Annotated in this window: 15 protein-coding genes; 3 read left to right on the top strand and 12 right to left on the bottom strand. The window is 52.4% G+C overall.

Annotated elements, in window-relative coordinates:
- Window positions 1–249: 249 nt before the first annotated feature.
- Genes ACQE3Z_RS16400 through ACQE3Z_RS16410 form a run of 3 tightly spaced genes read right to left on the bottom strand, consistent with a single transcriptional unit; the run spans window position 250 to window position 4,302 of the window.
- Window positions 250–2,019, bottom strand: a complete 1,770-nt coding sequence (locus ACQE3Z_RS16400; RefSeq protein WP_426974613.1) for a SmdB family multidrug efflux ABC transporter permease/ATP-binding protein — start codon at window positions 2,017–2,019, stop codon at window positions 250–252.
- The gene (locus ACQE3Z_RS16405; RefSeq protein ID WP_426974614.1) at window positions 2,012–3,790 is read right to left on the bottom strand and encodes a SmdA family multidrug ABC transporter permease/ATP-binding protein; all 1,779 of its coding nucleotides are present in this window, start codon (window positions 3,788–3,790) and stop codon (window positions 2,012–2,014) included. Before ACQE3Z_RS16405 ends, ACQE3Z_RS16400 begins: the two co-directional genes overlap by 8 nt.
- Window positions 3,791–3,840: 50 nt before the next feature.
- Window positions 3,841–4,302, bottom strand: a complete 462-nt coding sequence (locus ACQE3Z_RS16410; protein ID WP_426974615.1) for an Lrp/AsnC family transcriptional regulator — start codon at window positions 4,300–4,302, stop codon at window positions 3,841–3,843.
- Between the two features lie 116 nt (window positions 4,303–4,418).
- Between ACQE3Z_RS16410 and ACQE3Z_RS16415 the strand changes: the two genes are divergently transcribed.
- Window positions 4,419–5,456, top strand: coding sequence for a PLP-dependent cysteine synthase family protein (locus ACQE3Z_RS16415; RefSeq protein WP_426974616.1), 1,038 nt, complete (start codon window positions 4,419–4,421; stop codon window positions 5,454–5,456).
- 115 nt (window positions 5,457–5,571) lie between these two features.
- A complete protein-coding gene (gene queC / locus ACQE3Z_RS16420) occupies window positions 5,572–6,267 on the top strand; it encodes a 7-cyano-7-deazaguanine synthase QueC (RefSeq protein ID WP_250652059.1) in 696 nt (231 codons plus the stop codon).
- 42 nt (window positions 6,268–6,309) lie between these two features.
- On the opposite strand, the gene ACQE3Z_RS16425 is transcribed toward queC, so the two are convergent.
- The 9 genes from ACQE3Z_RS16425 to bolA form a co-directional block, all read right to left on the bottom strand.
- Complete coding sequence (locus ACQE3Z_RS16425; protein WP_250652058.1) at window positions 6,310–6,708, bottom strand: YbgC/FadM family acyl-CoA thioesterase; 399 nt, start codon at window positions 6,706–6,708, stop codon at window positions 6,310–6,312.
- A 108-nt stretch (window positions 6,709–6,816) separates the two neighbouring features.
- Window positions 6,817–7,188: a ComEA family DNA-binding protein gene (locus tag ACQE3Z_RS16430; protein ID WP_426974617.1), complete on the bottom strand. Its 372-nt coding sequence runs from the start codon at window positions 7,186–7,188 to the stop codon at window positions 6,817–6,819.
- Between the two features lie 139 nt (window positions 7,189–7,327).
- Entirely contained in the window at window positions 7,328–9,196 is a 1,869-nt protein-coding gene (ppiD, locus tag ACQE3Z_RS16435; protein ID WP_426974618.1) for a peptidylprolyl isomerase, read from the bottom strand.
- 246 nt (window positions 9,197–9,442) lie between these two features.
- A complete protein-coding gene (gene hupB, locus ACQE3Z_RS16440) occupies window positions 9,443–9,715 on the bottom strand; it encodes a nucleoid-associated protein HU-beta (RefSeq protein WP_038627591.1) in 273 nt (90 codons plus the stop codon).
- 337 nt (window positions 9,716–10,052) lie between these two features.
- Window positions 10,053–12,407, bottom strand: a complete 2,355-nt coding sequence (gene lon / locus ACQE3Z_RS16445) for an endopeptidase La (RefSeq protein ID WP_426974619.1) — start codon at window positions 12,405–12,407, stop codon at window positions 10,053–10,055.
- Between the two features lie 188 nt (window positions 12,408–12,595).
- A complete protein-coding gene (gene clpX, locus ACQE3Z_RS16450; RefSeq protein WP_085067710.1) occupies window positions 12,596–13,870 on the bottom strand; it encodes an ATP-dependent protease ATP-binding subunit ClpX in 1,275 nt (424 codons plus the stop codon).
- Window positions 13,871–13,999: 129 nt separating this feature from the next.
- Window positions 14,000–14,623 carry an ATP-dependent Clp endopeptidase proteolytic subunit ClpP gene (gene clpP / locus ACQE3Z_RS16455; RefSeq protein ID WP_085067711.1) on the bottom strand — a complete coding sequence of 208 codons (624 nt, stop codon included), beginning with the start codon at window positions 14,621–14,623 and terminating at the stop codon, window positions 14,000–14,002.
- 340 nt (window positions 14,624–14,963) lie between these two features.
- A complete protein-coding gene (tig, locus tag ACQE3Z_RS16460) occupies window positions 14,964–16,268 on the bottom strand; it encodes a trigger factor (protein WP_250652055.1) in 1,305 nt (434 codons plus the stop codon).
- 308 nt (window positions 16,269–16,576) lie between these two features.
- The gene (gene bolA, locus ACQE3Z_RS16465) at window positions 16,577–16,891 is read right to left on the bottom strand and encodes a transcriptional regulator BolA (RefSeq protein WP_085067713.1); all 315 of its coding nucleotides are present in this window, start codon (window positions 16,889–16,891) and stop codon (window positions 16,577–16,579) included.
- A gap of 277 nt (window positions 16,892–17,168) precedes the next feature.
- Between bolA and ACQE3Z_RS16470 the strand changes: the two genes are divergently transcribed.
- On the top strand, window positions 17,169–17,747 hold the full coding sequence (locus ACQE3Z_RS16470) for a lipoprotein (protein ID WP_426974620.1): 579 nt from the start codon (window positions 17,169–17,171) through the stop codon (window positions 17,745–17,747).
- Window positions 17,748–17,750 lie beyond the last annotated feature (3 nt).

Below are 17,750 nucleotides of genomic sequence, written 5' to 3' on the forward strand. Positions count from 1 at the left end.
ACGCTCCCCTTGCTTAATCATGTTGGTCAGGCATCTGACACAGGGAGGGTAAAGCAAAGGTTGTGCCAGCTATGGACCGAGAGTGAAAGTAGAGCAGGAAGCGGCGTAATCGGCACGAGCGCGCCTGTGACAGGAAAAATGGCCGCACACAGCAGAAAAAAACGCACCATAAAGGTGCGTTATGACAACCTGGTGCGCATTTCCAGAGAACATTCTGATAATCACGCCTGAAAAAGGTGCAAGAAGGGATCAGGCTCCTTCAATAATGCCCATTGTCAGCTCACTGCCCACCTGCTGCAGCTGATACATTTGCCAGTAGCGCCCCTGCCGCGCCAGTAGCTCAGTGTGCGTGCCGCACTCAACGGCCTGTCCACGATGTAACACCAGAATCGTATCCGCTTCGGTAATGGTAGAAAGACGGTGCGCAATAACCACCAGCGTGGTTTTCTTTCTGACTTGTTGCAGGGCACGCTGAATCGCCTGCTCGGTGCCGGAATCGATATTGGCTGTCGCCTCATCCAGAATAAGGATCTGCGGTTCGGCAACCAGGACACGCGCCAGCGCCAGCAGCTGCTTCTGCCCTACCGACAGATTATTACCTTGTTCATTAAGGCGCGTATGGATGCCGTCAGAGAGGCCGCGTGCCAGCTCTGCCAGTTGAACCGCTTCCAGCGCCTCCCAAACCGCCTGTTCGCTGATATCACGCCCCAGCGTTACATTGGCGAAGAAGCTATCGGCCAGCACCACTGGATCCTGTTGAACCATTGCCACTCCCTGACGCAGCGCCTGATGGCTGAACTGTTCCAGCGGACGTCCATCCAGAAAAATGCGCCCCTGCTTCACTGGATAGTAGCCCATCAGCAGGCTGGCAAGCGTACTCTTACCGCTGCCGGTATGACCGACAAGGGCGACAAAGCTGCGTGAAGGAACCTGAAGTGAAATGTCCTCCAGCACATTGCGTCCGTCACGATAGGCAAAACTCAGATGTTCAATATCGATGCGGCCACTTTGCAAAGGCTGATCTTCCTGACCGTAATGCTGACGCGGTGCATCCATGAGCTCAAAAATGCGCTCGCCAGCAACAATCGCCTGCTGCAGCATCGACTGCTGCGTGGTCAATTCAATTAGCGGTTCATTTAGCCGTCCCAGATAGCTGATGAAGGCGTACAGCACGCCAACCTCAAATACGCCAACCGACGAGAAACTAAACAGCATCAGCAAACCGCACAAAATAGCCGCTGAAAACAGGCTGAGCAAGGGACGCAGCAGAAAGCCGTCCAGCCTTAACGTCTCCATGCGTGCCAGATAGTGCGATCGACTGGCCTCCCCTATCCGCTCGCCAAATCGTGCCTGTTGACGAAACTGCTGAATAACGCTCATGCCGTTGATGACTTCATTAAAGCCATTATTGATATCGGCCAGATAGCTGCGAACCCGCCGAACAATTGGCGTACTGTAGCGCTGATAGATCAGCATCACGGTGAACACCAGCGGGAAAATGACCACCGCTACCAGCGCCATGCGCCAGTCCAGGCTAAACATGGCGATCAGCATTGCGCCAACCAGCGCCGCGCTGCGCAATACGGTCGCGACAACCGTCACCCAGAGATCTTTTATGACTTCAGTATCATTGGTCACGCGTGAAATAATCTGGCCCACCGGCTGCTGGTCAAAGGCGCTGAGCGGCTGACGCAAAGCCGCATCCATCACATCAGATCGCAGTCGCTGAACAACACCCACCGCCGCCTGGTTAAACAATAACGCCTGCCAGTAATGCAACAGCGCCGCCAGCCCCTGCAGCAGAATAAACGCACAGGCCAGGCCAATCGCCAGCCCAATGGGCATTTGATGCTGCGCAATAAAATGATCGATAAAATAACCAATCAGCACCGGGCCCAGCACTTCGGCAGCGGCAGCGATCCACAGCATCAGCACCGCCAGCGAGAGCGCTTTACGCCAGGGTTTGCCGTAGGAGAGCAGCCTTTTCAGCGTCGGCCAAAGTTTTCTGGTATCAGCCATGCTGTTTCTCCTCACTGCTGCGGCTAACTTCATCCTCACTCAACGCGGCTTCCAGCTGCTGATAACGATACATATCGCTATACCACCCCTTCTGCTGTAACAGCGCGTTATGCTCGCCACGCTGCGCCACAACGCCATGCTGCATAACCAAAATTTCACTGGCTTCGGTAAGCGCCGACAGGCGATGAGCGCTGATGATCACTGTTCGACCCTGTCCCCAGCGACGCAGGTTATGCAAAATTTGATGCTCGGTCCGCCCATCCACTGCCGAAAGCGCATCATCCAGTATCAGGATTTCGGCATTCAGCAGCAGGGCGCGCGCGATAGAGATACGCTGCTTCTGACCGCCGGAGAGCATCACGCCGCGTTCGCCCACCTCGGTTTCATATCCCTGCGGCAGGCGCAGAATATCTTCATGAACGCTTGCCAGCTTAGCGGCGCGTTCAATTTCATCGCGACTGGCGCCAGGACGCCCCAGCGCAATATTGTTCGCTATGGTATCGGAAAACAGAAACGGCGTTTGATTCACCACCGCCAGCCGCCCGCGCCAGCTATCAATCCGCAGCTGCGTCAGCGGGATACCATGATAGCGAATATCGCCCTGAGAGATATCGAAATGGCGCTGAATCAGGCTCAACAGCGTACTTTTCCCCGCCCCGGTGGGGCCGCACAGACCCAGCATCTGCCCAGGCCTGAGATTAAAATTCAGGTTGCGCAGCGCAGGCTGTGCGTTGCCTGGATAGCTGAATTCGCGGATTGCCGCCTGCAGCACGCCGCGTCCTTCCGGCAATATCTTACTGCCGTCTGCCACCGCCGGTGCCTCTGACAGCAGCGAACGAATACGGCTCCACGCCGCGCTGCCGCGCTCAACAATGTTAAACATCCACGCCAGCGCCAGCATTGGCCAGATCATCAGGCCCAGATACATAACAAAGCTGGTTAACTGGCCCAGCGTCATCTGCTGATGCCAGACCAACCAGCCGCCACCGCCAACCGCCAGCAAATTAGATAAGCCAATCGCGATATAGATCGTAGGATCAAAGCGGGCGTCCACGCGCGCCACGCGCAGGTTTTTCTCACCGGCGTCCGCCGCTATCGCCGCAAACTGCCGGGACTGATGATCCTCAAGACCGAAGGCTTTCACCATGCGGATGCTGGTCAGGCTTTCCTGCGCCTGATCGTTGAGGGAGGAAAATGCACCCTGCGCCAGCTTAAAACGCTGATGCAGCTGCGTGCCGTAACGCTTGATCATCAGCGCCATAACCGGCATCGGCACCAGCGCCAGCAGCGTGAGCTGCCAGCTGATTTGCGTGCTCATCACAATCAGTACCGCGCAGCCCATCACCAGCGAGTCCACCAGCGTCAGCACCCCTTCACCGGCAGCAAAAACAACGCGGTCTACATCATTGGTCGCCCGCGCGATAAGATCGCCGGTACGGTGACGCAGGTAAAACTCCGGATGCTGGCGACTTAGCTGACGGTAAAAATTTTCCCGCAGCTCTACCGCCAGCTGATAAGAGGCGCCAAACAAGAGTACACGCCAGACGTAGCGCAGCAGATAGACCACCAGCGCGGTTACCAGCATGATGCCAATCCACATCATGATTGAGCCAGCGCTCAGGTGATGCAGCGTTACGCCATCCACAATAATGCCCACGATTTTAGGCGGCAGTAGCTGCAAAATCGCAATGACGATTAACAGAGAAACCGCGCCGAGATAGCGCCGCCACTCACGAAGAAAATACCAACTTAACTGGCTAAACAATCGCACAAAAATTGTCCCGCAGGGTTAAATGATCAGCCAAAAGGCTGCAGAAAAAATCAGGGTTCAACAGGTAATGCCGTGGTGTATTTTATCTCTTCCATGGCAAAACTGGAGGTCACATCAATCAGGCCGTTAACGCCGTTGACCAGACGCTTATAGAGCGCATCATACTGTTTCATATCGGCCACCTGGATGCGTAACAAATAATCATATTCGCCCGCCATGCGATAAAACGCCATGACTTCGGGCTGGTCCTTTACCACGCTAACAAACTCCTGATACCACTCCCGGTTATGCTGTTGTGTTTTAATCAGCATAAAGGCAGTTAATCCCAGCCCCAGCTTTTCACTATCCAGCAGCGCAACGCGCCCGCGAATGATGCCCTCATCCTCCAGCTTTTTGAGCCGTTTCCAGCAGGGCGTGGTAGTGAGATTAACAGCATCGGCTAGCGCCTGTAACGACAGCGTGCAGTCCTTCTGCAGCAACGCCAGCAGCTTGCGATCGATTTTATCTAACACCGGCGTCTCCGGAGAAAGTTTTGCTATGGATACCCAATTATACAGGAAATAAGGCAAACATTTTTTCCGCTGAATGCCTTACGATGATTGCCTTTATTACCGGGGGAAACAGGATCATGAGCAGCCAGTGGGTTAAATACGCAATTAATGAAATCAATGCGGATTTTCAGCGCTCCGCCGAAACACATCTGATTCGGTTTACGCTCCCCCAGTTTCCAGGCATCTGGTTTTATCTTAAAGATGAAAGCACGCATCCAACCGGCAGTTTAAAGCACCGCCTGGCCCGCTCCCTGTTTCTCTATGGCCTGTGTAACGGCTGGATTAAACCTGGCACCACGATTGTCGAAGCCTCATCTGGCAGCACTGCCGTTTCCGAAGCTTATTTTTCACGTTTGCTTGGCCTGCCGTTTATTGCCGTGATGCCTGGCAGCACCGCACGCCGTAAAGTTGAACAGATTACCTTTTATGGTGGTCAGTGCCACTTTGTTAACGATCCCTGCGCCATTTATGAAGAGTCTGAAAGGCTGGCGCGCGATCTTAACGGCCATTTTATGGATCAGTTTACCTACGCCGAACGCGCTACCGACTGGCGCGGCAATAATAATATTGCAGAAAGCATCTTTCGACAGATGGCCAGCGAACCTTTTCCTGTGCCGGATACGATTGTTATGTCTGCCGGCACCGGCGGCACCTCAGCCACGATTGGGCGCTATTTACATTATCAGGGACATGCTACGCATTTACTGGTGGTGGACCCGGAAAACTCTGTGTTCCATGATTACTGGCATACGCGCGATAAAGCCTTACGTAACATCAGCGGCAGTCGTATCGAGGGAATTGGTCGTCCACGCGTCGAGCCCTCTTTTATACCCGATGTTATTGACGAGATGCTACGCGTTCCCGATGCGGCTTCCGCTGCCGCAATGCATTATCTGGCCCAGATCCTCGGTCGTAAACCGGGCGCCTCTACCGGCACCAACTTCTGGGGTGCGATTCAGGTTGCGCAGCGGATGCGCCAGCAGCAGCGAGAAGGCGCTATTGTGACGCTACTCTGCGACAGCGGCGATCGCTATCTGGATACCTGGTATGATCCGCACTGGGTTAAAAATCAGGTAGGCGACCTGACGCCATGGCTGGAGCAGATGCATAGTTAATCAAAAGCCATGCGTTTAAGACGCTTTGGCTGCTCTGCCCCGTACAGCGGGTGGACTACCTTTCTTGCGTTTCAGGCATTACCATAAGTGTGAACAAGTTCAGTAAGGCTAAAAAATGAAACGAGCAGTGGTAGTTTTCAGCGGCGGGCAGGACTCCACAACCTGCCTGATTCAGGCATTAGCGCAATATGACGAAGTTCACTGCGTTACCTTCGATTATGGTCAGCGTCATCGTCAGGAGATCGATGTTGCGCGCGAACTGGCAATACGGCTTGGCGCTCGCGCTCACAAGGTGCTGGACGTTACGTTACTGAATGAGCTGGCGATCAGCAGCCTGACACGCGATAATATTCCGGTACCGCAATATGACGCCAGCGCCAGCGGTTTGCCCAGCACCTTTGTGCCGGGACGCAATATTCTTTTTCTTACTCTGGCTTCAATTTATGCTTATCAGGTTGAGGCTGAGGCGGTGATTACCGGCGTTTGCGAGACGGATTTCTCTGGCTATCCGGACTGTCGCGATGAGTTTGTCAAAGCGTTAAATCACGCTATCGAACTGGGTATGGCGCGCGCCGTACGTTTTGAAACGCCGCTGATGTGGCTGAATAAAGCAGAGACCTGGGCGCTGGCAGACTACTGGCAACAGCTGCCTTTGGTTCGTCAGGATACGCTGACCTGCTATAACGGTATCAAGGGTGACGGCTGCGGTGAGTGTGCTGCCTGCCATTTGCGGGCAAACGGGCTAAAAAGCTATCAGGACGATCCCGCCGCCGTGATGCACAGCATGCAGCAGAAAACCGGATTAGGCTAAACAGTTGGGTAAAAGCAGCCGGGCCCTTCCCGGCTGTTATCGTTAGCTAAGTAGCGTCTCCATTCGCGTAAGTAATTCTCCCTCCAGCGGCAACGCTTTTTGCGTTTTCAGATCAATACAGACAAAGGTCAAGGTTGCATCGGCAATCGCAGAGCCATCCTCTTCCAGCGTTACCTCCTGACCTATCACTCCGCTTTTGCTGTTCAGCTGCAGTAGCCGACTATTAATACAGAGCACATGGCCCAGCAACGCCGGGCGGCGATAATTTATATTGATATTTACCACTACAAAGGCCAGCTTGTTTTCCATGAGCCAGTGGAAAGCGTTTAGCTTCTCCAGCCATTCCCAGCGCGCCTCTTCCAGAAACTCCAGATAGCGCGCGTTATTAACATGTTGATAAACATCCAAATGATAGCCACGTACTTTTATCAGGGTCTGCATAGCGCCTTGCCTTATCAATGTTAAAGGTCATACGATCTGGTATGACCTCTTCAGATTAGCAGCGGTGCGCGGCGGCTGAAAAAGTTGTCCTTCGCGCTGGGAACAGGATCACAATTTAAGCCGTGACAGGTTACGCTCCACCAGCGTGCTGCCAATCCCCGGCACCTCTTTTAGCTGTTCCAGTTCCGTAAAGGGTCCAAACTGCTGACGATAGCTCACAATCGCTTCCGCTTTTTTTAACCCAACCCCGTTCATTACCGCCGCCAGCTCCTGTGCCGATGCGCTGTTAATGCTCACCATGGTTTCTGCTGCCTGTGGTTTGTCGGCGCTTTCCGTCCGGGATGCGTTAACCGTGCTGGCCGCTGCTGGGATAGCGCTGTCGCTCTCCCTGGCTGCCAGCGCGCCTGGAACCGTCAATGTCCAGCAGAAGGCGCTCATGGTTAATGATAAGCAGAGCGCTGAAAGAAAATTCTTATGCATGCTGATGTCTCCTTGTGTGTAACAGCAGGAGAGACAGTAAAGACAACGGAGGTTCAGTACAAAAGGCAAAGATAAGATATGGAAAAGGCCGCGAAAGCGGCCTTTATATTTGCAACGGATTGCATTTTTTATGCGGGAGTTACTGCATTTCTACCGCAGCACCGTACTTGATTTTCGCATCCTTACGCAGATTGCTTAACAACGCATCAAAGACGATCTGCGCATTATTTTGGGTTACGCCCTGCGCCAGGGCTTTTTTCTGCGCGTCAGGCAGGCTTCCGGCTTTTACCTCATCCAGCGCCAGCAGCACAATGTTGCCCTGCATATCTTCGCTGCTGCCATAAACCGGTTTACCCGCCTGTGGCTGTGGCAATGCAAACACGGACTGGACAATGGCATCACGATCGTTACGCGTGAAGGTTTTCGCCTCCCCAAACGCCAGGCCCGCTGCTTTTAATGCATCCTGTTTGCCTGCTTTCAGATCGGCCAGGATTTTTTCCGCCTGCGCTTTAGCCTGTTTTTCCGCCTTGTCATGCTTCAGCGTTTCAGCGATCTGCGTTTTCACTTCCTCAAGCGCTTTGACCGCTTCCGGCTTATGGTCGTTCACGCGCAGGATGAAAGCACGATCGCCATCAACGGTGATCATATCGGAGTTGCTGCCCGGCGTGCCGTTTTCGCCCTGCAGATTACCGTTGAAAATCGCCTCGGCAACTGGCTTAAAGTTCAGCGCTTCCGGAATATTGTCACGGCCAAACCACTCGGTTTCCACCGCCTTCACGCCTGCCGCCTGCTCTGCGCTGGCTAACGATTCATTATCGTTGCTTGCCGCATCGCTGACTTTTTGCTGCAGCTTATAGTAAGCATCCAGCGCTTTTTCCTGCTTCACTTTATCCGCAATCGCATCATGCACTTCCGCCAGCGGTTTGATCTGCTCTGGCTGAATATCATCCAGACGCACAATCAGGAAACCAACGGAGGATTTCACTACGCCTGACAGCTGACCTTTGCTGGTCAGGTTAGCCTCTTTCAGTTCATCCGGTGTGGTGGAAGGCTCCAGCCAGCCCATATCGCCACCCTTACGTGCGGAGATCGGATCGGCGGATTTTTCTTTCGCCAGCGCGGCAAAATCGGCGCCCTTCTTCAGCTGCTCCAGAATAGCTTGTGCATCAGCTTCGCTCTTGGTCTGAATAATGCTGTAGCGGTTACGCTGAGGCTGGGCATACTCAGCCTTGTGCTGCTCGTACCAGCTCTGAATATCCGCTTCGCTGGCGCTTTCCTGCATGCTGGCTGCATCAAGCTTGATATAGCTTACGCGGAACTGCTCCGGTGCCAGGAAGCTGCTCTTGTGCTGAGCGTAGTAATTTTTGATTTCGTCATCGCTAACCTGTTGCGCCGCTGCCAGCGCATCCACATTCAGCGTGGCCTGACGCACAACGCGCTGCTGGGAAACCAGCGCCGCCAGCGCATCGGTTTCACCGCTCAGCATGAAGTCAGTACCGGCGATAGCTGAAATAAGCTGCTGGGTGGTTAACTGTTTGCGCAGCGCTTCAGCATACTGGTCGGCGGTAAAGCCCATGTTGTTAATCAGGCTCAGATATTTGGCGTTATCAAACTTACCGTTGGTCTGAAACGCTGGCTGATTAAAGATGGCCTGTTTGATCTGCTCATCGCTGATAGCCAGATTTAATTCTTTGGCGTACTGATCCAGCAGCATTTCATCTACCAGCTGAGCCAGCGCCTGCTGACGCATCTGCTGCATATAGCCTGCGTTGCCTGCCAGCTGCGAGAACTGCTCGCCCAGCATCTGCTGTTGGCGGCTACGCTCGTTGTTAAATGCGCGATCCAGCTGGGCACGGCTGATCTCCTGGCCATTGACTTTGGCTGCGTAATCGCCGTTACCGCCAATCAGATAGTTGCCAACGCCGGTCAGCACGAATGACAGGATAATCAGTCCCAGAATAATCTTGAGCACGACATGATTCGACGCCGCACGTAAATTGTCCATCATGGTATGACAACACTCCGCTGTAATGTGAATGTAAACCTCACGCAGGCACCCCATCCTTGCAGGCGTGCGCGTTGCTGCTTTCAGGCCGACTGTGCCTGGCCATGCTCTGACATCCGCTGCTGACGTTTGTCACCTGTCAGAATAAAAAAGGCACATCAATTGTCTGATGTGCCCGTATGTTACATGAGAACGCAATATCCGTCCTCTCTCCACCAAAGAAATTGCTCTAATGGTGTTAACCGTAAATCAGTTCACCGCGTCTTTCAGTGCTTTACCGGCACGGAAGCCAGGTACTTTGCTTGCTGGAATGGTAATTTCTTTACCTGTCTGCGGGTTACGGCCAGTGCGTTCAGAACGCTCACGTACGGAAAACGTACCAAAGCCAACCAGAGCCACTTCTTCGCCTGATTTCAGGGAATCAGAAACTGAACCAATAAAAGCATCTAAAACACGTCCTGCTGCCGCTTTAGAAATATCAGCGTCTGCGGCAATTTTGTCGATCAATTGTGACTTATTCACTCTGTTCATCCCCTCTTTTATTATTCACTATCGCAGCCGACTTCCAGCCAGACGCGAACGCGCAGCCAGTTATATCAAGGTTGTTGAGCCGAAACAACGGGAATTCTCTGGGTCGTTGTTTCAACAGCCCTCTAAATTAGCGGCACAAAAAAAAGCTGGCAAGTCCCATTTGACTTGCCAGCTACGCTTTTTAACTGATTTTGTCTTTATACCCGTCATGCTTCAAGCTGCATGCGCGTTGGCTGTCCTCGCTCACCCCAGTCATTTACTACAGTAAGCTCCTGGGGACTCCCTGCCTCGACGCCTTCCTGCAACTCGAATTATTTAGGGATAGTCACTATTTTGCCGTGACAACCTGCATCCCATAAGGTGCGTTTTGCAGCGCCAGGGTCAATACATCTTCAATGCGTTTAACCGGATGAATGTCCAGATCGGCCAGCACGTTTTCCGGGATCTCTTCCAGATCGCGCTTGTTATCATCCGGGATCAACACCGTTTTAATCCCGCCACGATGCGCTGCCAGCAGCTTCTCTTTCAGGCCGCCAATAGGCAGCACCTGACCACGCAGCGTGATCTCGCCGGTCATCGCCACATCAGCGCGTACCGGGTTGCCTGTCAGACAGGAAACCAGCGCGGTGCACATCGCAATACCGGCACTCGGTCCATCTTTCGGCGTGGCGCCTTCCGGCACGTGCACGTGAATATCGCGTTTCTCGTAGAAATCCCCGTTGATGCCGAGTTTCTCTGCGCGCGCGCGTACCACGGTTAATGCCGCCTGAATTGACTCCTGCATAACTTCGCCCAGCGAGCCGGTATAAGTCAGCTTGCCTTTGCCCGGCACGCAGGCGGTTTCGATAGTCAGCAGATCGCCACCCACTTCCGTCCACGCCAGACCAGTTACCTGACCAACGCGGTTTTCGTTGTCGGCGCGACCGTAATCGAAGCGCTGTACGCCAAGGAAATCTTTCAAGTTATCGCCGTTGATCTCGATATGCTTCAGATTTTTATCCAGCAGCAGCGCTTTCACCGCTTTACGACACAGCTTGGAGAGCTCACGCTCAAGGCTACGCACGCCCGCTTCACGCGTGTAATAACGAATAATGCCGACGATCGCGCTGTCATCTACGGCGATTTCGCTGGATTTCAGCGCGTTACGCTCGATCTGTTTCGGCAACAGGTGCTGTTTAGCGATATTGAGTTTTTCATCTTCGGTATAGCCGGAGAGACGAATCACTTCCATACGGTCCAGCAGCGGCGCCGGGATATTCATTGAGTTAGAGGTCGCAACAAACATCACATCGGAGAGATCGTAATCCACTTCCAGATAGTGATCGTTAAAAGCGACGTTCTGCTCAGGATCCAGCACCTCAAGCAGCGCTGAAGCCGGGTCACCGCGCATGTCAGATGACATTTTGTCAATCTCATCCAGCAGGAACAGCGGGTTTTTCACGCCAACCTTCGCCATTTTCTGGATAAGTTTACCAGGCATAGAGCCGATATAAGTACGACGATGCCCGCGAATTTCCGCCTCATCACGCACGCCGCCCAGCGCCATACGCACATACTTACGTCCGGTCGCTTTAGCGATAGATTGCCCCAGCGAGGTTTTACCCACGCCCGGCGGCCCAACCAGACACAGAATCGGCCCTTTAATTTTGTTAACGCGGCTCTGTACCGCCAGGTATTCCAGAATGCGGTCTTTCACACGCTCGAGGCCGTAATGGTCGGTATCCAGCGTTTCCTGAGCTTTACGCAGGTCTTTTTTCACCTTGCTGCGCTCATTCCACGGAACCTGAACCATCCATTCGATATAGCCGCGTACCACGGTCGCTTCTGCTGACATTGGCGACATCATTTTCAGCTTCTGCAGCTCGGCTTCAGCTTTTTCGCGCGCCTCTTTCGGCATTTTGGATGCGTCGATTTTACGCTTCAGCGCCTCATATTCATCTGGCGCATCGTCCATTTCGCCCAGTTCTTTCTGAATGGCCTTCATCTGCTCGTTCAGATAGTACTCGCGCTGGCTTTTTTCCATCTGTTTTTTGACGCGATTACGAATACGTTTTTCTACCTGCAGCAGGTCGATCTCCGATTCCATCATCGCCATCAAATATTCCAGACGTTCGTTAACGTCGGACATTTCCAGCACAGACTGTTTATCAGCCAGCTTCAACGGCATATGCGCCGCCACGGTATCGGCCAGGCGCGCGGCATCGTCGATGCTGTTCAGCGAGGTCAGTACTTCAGGCGGAATTTTTTTGTTGAGCTTGATATAGCCTTCAAACTGGTTGATGGCGGTGCGCACCAGCACTTCTTGCTCGCGCTCTTCAATCTCAGGAGAAGCCAGGTATTCCGCCTGGGCGGTAAAATGCTCACCGTTATCGGCAAGCTGGGTAATACGTGCCCGCTGTAACCCCTCAACCAGCACTTTTACAGTGCCGTCCGGCAGTTTCAGCATTTGCAAAATAGAAGAAACGGTCCCTACAGAGAAGAGATCGTTAATGCCAGGTTCATCCGTTGAAGCCTCTTTCTGTGCTACCAGCATGATCTTTTTATCATGATCCATTGCGGCTTCGAGGCACCGAATCGATTTTTCCCGACCAACAAACAACGGAATTACCATGTGCGGATAAACCACTACGTCGCGCAAAGGCAACACAGGGATTTCAATGCGTTCAGAACGCTCAGGATTCATAGAGCTCTCTCTTAGTTTAAAGTCCGCCAGGTGATGGGTACCGCATAGTGCAGGCTATGTGCCAGGGAACCCACAGGTAATTGAGTATATGGGGATGTTTGCCAGACATTCAATGTCCGGGACGTGAGAAAAACAAAAGGGGGACAAATTCCCCCTTTTATAACTAACTTGCTGGTTGTGTTGACGAATTATTCGCCAGATGCCTGCTGCGCTTCATGAGTGCCGTAGATAAGCATGGGTTTTGACTGCCCTTCAATCACAGACTCGTCAATCACCACTTTTTCCACATCATCCATTGAAGGCAGATCGTACATCGTATCCAGCAGAGCGGCTTCTACGATAGAACGCAGGCCACGGGCACCGGTTTTACGCGACATCGCTTTCTGCGCAATGGCCGTCAACGCTTCGTCACGGAATTCCAGCTCAACGCCTTCCAGGTTAAACAGCGCCTGGTACTGTTTCGTCAGTGCGTTTTTCGGCTCACGCAGAATCTGAATTAACGCTTCTTCGCTCAACTCATTGAGCGTCGCCACCACCGGCAAACGACCAATAAACTCAGGAATCAGACCAAATTTGATCAGATCTTCCGGCTCAACCTGCTCCAGCAGTTGCCCTTCCGATGCTTTCTGCGATTTGCCTTTTACCGTCGCGCCAAAACCGATGCCGGAGCCGGTTTCCACACGCTGGGAAATGACTTTATCCAGGCCTGCAAAAGCGCCACCGCAGATAAACAGAATCTTGGAGGTATCAACCTGCAAAAATTCCTGCTGCGGGTGCTTGCGTCCGCCCTGCGGCGGTACGGCAGCAACCGTGCCTTCGATCAGTTTCAGTAACGCCTGCTGCACGCCTTCACCGGACACATCACGCGTAATCGACGGGTTGTCTGATTTACGGGAAATTTTATCAATTTCATCGATGTAAACGATGCCACGCTGCGCTTTCTGCACGTCGTAGTCACATTTCTGCAGCAATTTCTGGATAATATTCTCAACGTCTTCACCCACATAACCTGCTTCGGTCAACGTGGTGGCATCCGCCATCGTGAAGGGCACGTCCAGCAGACGCGCCAGCGTCTCGGCCAACAGCGTTTTACCGCTACCGGTTGGACCAATCAGCAGAATATTACTTTTGCCCAGCTCAATACCGTTGCTGGTATCGCCATTGCGCAGGCGTTTGTAATGGTTATACACCGCCACCGCCAGCACTTTTTTCGCCCTTTCCTGACCGATAACGTAATCGTCAAGATGATGGCGAATTTCGTGCGGAGTCGGTAACGCGCTACGCTCTCGATGCGGCGCGACTTCTTTTATCTCTTCGCGAATAATGTCATTACATAAATCGACACATTCGTCGCAGATATACACTGACGGCCCGGCAATCAGCTTGCGCACTTCATGCTGGCTTTTACCGCAAAAAGAGCAGTACAGCAGCTTCCCTGAACCGTCTTTGCGCTTATCTGTCATCAGCTAACCTCTTTATTTATCTCGTCCGCAGTTAAATGCGGCGATGGCAGCCAGACTGACTGCCCTCATTCGTAGCCACTCTTCACCCATTGTCTGCTGTAACTATAGCGTATGCAGCGGGATGGAGTCTTATTGGCGATGCGTAAGGATAGAATCAACTAAACCATACTCTACCGCCTCACTCGCTGAGAGGAAACGGTCACGCTCGGTGTCACGTTCGATTTGCTCAAGCGATTTGCCGGTATGTTCCGCCATCAGTTCGTTCATGCGCTGTTTAACTTTAAGAATCTCACGAGCATGAATTTCAATATCCGTCGCCTGGCCCTGATAGCCGCCCAGTGGCTGATGGATCATCACACGGGAGTTAGGCAGGCAGTAACGCTTGCCTTTAGTGCCAGCCGTCAACAGGAAAGCCCCCATTGAGCAAGCCTGCCCCATACAAATGGTGCTGACATCCGGCTTGATAAACTTCATGGTATCGTAAATCGACATACCGGCGGTAATCACGCCGCCCGGTGAGTTGATATACAGGTAAATATCTTTTTCTGGGTTTTCCGCTTCCAGAAACAGCATCTGGGCCACGATCAGGTTCGCCATATGATCTTCAACCTGACCGGTAAGGAAAATGACGCGCTCTTTTAACAGGCGGGAATAAATGTCGTAAGAACGCTCGCCGCGCGAGGTTTGTTCGACCACCATGGGCACCAGCGCCATATTAGGTGCGGAAAATTCACGTTCGCCATTGTATGACATTACCGTCTCCTGGATAAATTTCATTGGCAACATTCTGTACCGATTCTACTTAAGTGAGAACATGAAAACCATGCTTCACGTTGCCACTCTCCGACGCCATCCGGACGGTCAATCAGCCAGCTTTTCACTTTTCACGATATTCGGAAAACTATCTTGGGGCGTGTGCCCGTTGTTTCAAGCATAACAACGTTTTCCTCAATCGCTAACCTGGAATAGCATCATACCGAATAACCTGACGCTTAATTAGTCAAAAAGGTACACAAAAAGCGTTTTCTGAAAGGGATAAATAAAAAGCCCGCTCCTTGCGGCAGCGGGCTTTCAACATTTAACGCATGAAAAATCAAGCCATTGAGGTCTGATTCATCAGATCCTGGAACTTAGTGGCTTTCTCAGTCACTTTCGCTTTTTCCAGAACCGCTTCAACTGCCTGCTCTTCCAGAGCAACGTTGCGCATGTTGTTCATCAGCTCATTGTTTTTGCTGTAGAACTCGATCACTTCCTGCGGATCTTCGTAGGCAGAAGCCATTTCTTCGATCAGCGTTTTCACGCGATCTTCATCTGCTTTCAGATCGTTGGTGCGGATCACTTCGCCCAGCAGCAGACCCACTACTACGCGACGCTTAGCCTGCTCTTCGAACAGTTCACGCGGCAGTTCCAGAGCCTGTTTCTCATTGCCACCAAAGCGCTGTGCAGCCTGACGACGCAGTACGTCGATTTCGCTGTCGATCAGTGCAGCCGGCACGTCGATATCGTTGGCTTTTACCAGGCCGTCAATCGCCTGAGTTTTAACACGGTTACGCACGGCGCCTTTCAGCTCGCGCTCCATGTTTTTACGCACTTCCGCACGCAGGCCAGCAACAGAGCCATCTTCCACGCCGAAACGTTTGATGAATTCTTCAGTCAGTTCCGGCAGCTCGCGCTCTTCAACTTTTTTCAGCACGATAGCGAACTTCGCGTCTTTCCCTTTCAGGTTTTCCGCGTGGTAATCTTCCGGGAATTTCACGTCGATAGTGAATTCTTCGCCAGCTTTATGACCCACAACGCCTTCTTCGAAGCCCGGGATCATGCGGCCCTGACCCATAGCCAGTACGAAGTCAGAAGCTTTACCGCCTTCAAACTCTTCGCCGTCTACGGAGCCGGAGAAATCAACGGTAACGCGATCTTCAGCGGCCGCTTCACCTTCTTTTTCTTTCCAGGTCGCCTGCTGTTTGCGCAGGGTGTCCAGCATTGCGTCCACATCTTCGTCGGTCACTTCTACAATCGGTTTTTCAACTTCGATTGCGTCCAGACCCTGCAGCTCAACTTCCGGATACACTTCAAATTCTACAGAGTAAGTAAAATCTTCACCCTGTTTGTATTCGCCCGGTACGTAATTCGGCGCGCCGGCCGGATTGATTTTCTCTTTGATGATGGCGTCAACAAAGTTGCGCTGCATCAGGTCGCCCAGCACATCCTGACGAACAGAGGCGCCGTAACGCTGCGCCACAACGCTCATCGGCACTTTGCCTTTACGGAAACCGTCGATACGGACTTTCTTCGCTACATCGACCAGCTCTTTTTTCACAGCGTTCTCGATGCTGTCAGCAGCGACAGTAATCGTAACGCGACGGCCCAGGCCCTGAGTGGTTTCTACTGAAACTTGCATCTTGTTACCTCAAAAAATCACGAGCTCGGTCAACTTCAGATAGCGCAGATAAAAGTCCGCGCTATCCAACAACCGGGACGGCCTCTGATGAAGAACCATTCCCTGTTACCAGAAGCGTCCCGAAGCAATTCCGGAAAAATAGACGCAGCATTATAGCGGCATCGTTTTACCGCGTCGAGAACGCAAACCGGGCACCGGTTCGCAGTTTGGTGGAAAATAAGTGAAAAACATCTTTATTCAGGTGCTGAACTGGGCGAAATTCAGACAAAAGAAAACGGCCCTCAGGCCGTTTTGGTTAATTCCTCGTTTCAGGCCAACATCCCTGCTCCGCGACAGTTAGGCGAAGGGAGTACGGTATCCTGCAACCCTTCCCACTCTTTCAACGTATAGGTATGCAACGCCAGCGCGTGAACGCTGCCGGCCAGCTCTTCGCTCAGGGTGCTATAAATAGCACGGTGGCGCATTAAAAAGCGCTGGTCGGTAAAACTATCGCTGACGATCACCACTTTGAAGTGGCTCTCCGATCCCGCAGGGACATTATGACGATAACTCTCATCATGAACTTCCAGGTGGGCCGGTTGAAAGGCGGTTCTTAACTTTTCTTCTATTTGTTCGCGAATCATGACATCCACTCCTCTACGGCAGAGAGCTACGCCCCATCCCTTTAAATATTAGTCGGTTTTAACCCGTTTCCGCAGCTAATGTAAAAAAAACTGTCCCGCTTGTTACGACCAGAGCGTGCGACTGCGCGCCTGCTCACAGTAAATCGCGTTACGCTATGTTGAAAAAACAAGCGGAGTGATGAATTTACACGCCGTCGGGGCTTTCTTCACAGAAACGCAATGATATGATGCCCGCTGTTTTGTCAGCAATATCATTCAGACTTACGAGAAAATAAGCATGCTAAAAAAACTTTTCTTCCCTCTGCTGGCTGCCTTTATCCTGGCTGGCTGTGCGAACAACAGCAATACGATTGATGTCCAACCTACTATCCAGCTGCCTCAGCAAGATCCGAGCCTGATGGGCGTTACGGTTAGCATTAACGGTGCCGATCAACGTTCCGACCAGGCGCTGGCCAAAGTTACTCGCGATGCTCAGCTGGTGACGCTGACGCCAAGCCGCGATCTGCGTTTCCTGCTGCAGGAAGTGCTGGAGAAGCAGATGACCGCTCGCGGTTATATGATTGGCCCTAACGGCGCGGTAGATTTGCAGATCGTGGTGAACAACCTGTATGCCGATGTCACTCAGGGCAACCTGCGCTATAGCATCACCACCAAAGCGGACATTTCCATTATTGCCAACGCCAAAAACGGCAATAAGCAGGTGAAAAATTATCGCCAAACCTACAGCGTCGAAGGCGCATTTAACGCCACCAATGAAAAAATCACCAAGGCCGTTAACTCTACCCTGAGCGATGTCATTTCTGATATGGCACAGGACACCAGTGTGAGTAGCTTTATCAAGCAGAACGCGCGTTAATGA

The organism is Pantoea sp. FN0307, assembly GCF_050113815.1.
In the GTDB taxonomy this organism is placed as follows: domain Bacteria; phylum Pseudomonadota; class Gammaproteobacteria; order Enterobacterales; family Enterobacteriaceae; genus Mixta; species Mixta alhagi.

Excerpts from the sequence above, each read along its gene's own strand:
- ACQE3Z_RS16400 (WP_426974613.1), bottom strand. The coding sequence starts at position 2,019 with ATGGCTGATACCAGAAAACTTTGGCCGACGCTGAAAAGGCTGCTCTCC.
- ACQE3Z_RS16415 (WP_426974616.1), top strand. The coding sequence starts at position 4,419 with ATGAGCAGCCAGTGGGTTAAATACGCAATTAATGAAATCAATGCGGAT.
- queC (WP_250652059.1), top strand. The coding sequence starts at position 5,572 with ATGAAACGAGCAGTGGTAGTTTTCAGCGGCGGGCAGGACTCCACAACC.
- ACQE3Z_RS16425 (WP_250652058.1), bottom strand. The coding sequence starts at position 6,708 with ATGCAGACCCTGATAAAAGTACGTGGCTATCATTTGGATGTTTATCAA.
- ACQE3Z_RS16430 (WP_426974617.1), bottom strand. The coding sequence starts at position 7,188 with ATGCATAAGAATTTTCTTTCAGCGCTCTGCTTATCATTAACCATGAGC.
- ppiD (WP_426974618.1), bottom strand. The coding sequence starts at position 9,196 with ATGATGGACAATTTACGTGCGGCGTCGAATCATGTCGTGCTCAAGATT.
- lon (WP_426974619.1), bottom strand. The coding sequence starts at position 12,407 with ATGAATCCTGAGCGTTCTGAACGCATTGAAATCCCTGTGTTGCCTTTG.
- clpX (WP_085067710.1), bottom strand. The coding sequence starts at position 13,870 with ATGACAGATAAGCGCAAAGACGGTTCAGGGAAGCTGCTGTACTGCTCT.
- clpP (WP_085067711.1), bottom strand. The coding sequence starts at position 14,623 with ATGTCATACAATGGCGAACGTGAATTTTCCGCACCTAATATGGCGCTG.
- tig (WP_250652055.1), bottom strand. The coding sequence starts at position 16,268 with ATGCAAGTTTCAGTAGAAACCACTCAGGGCCTGGGCCGTCGCGTTACG.
- bolA (WP_085067713.1), bottom strand. The coding sequence starts at position 16,891 with ATGATTCGCGAACAAATAGAAGAAAAGTTAAGAACCGCCTTTCAACCG.
- ACQE3Z_RS16470 (WP_426974620.1), top strand. The coding sequence starts at position 17,169 with ATGCTAAAAAAACTTTTCTTCCCTCTGCTGGCTGCCTTTATCCTGGCT.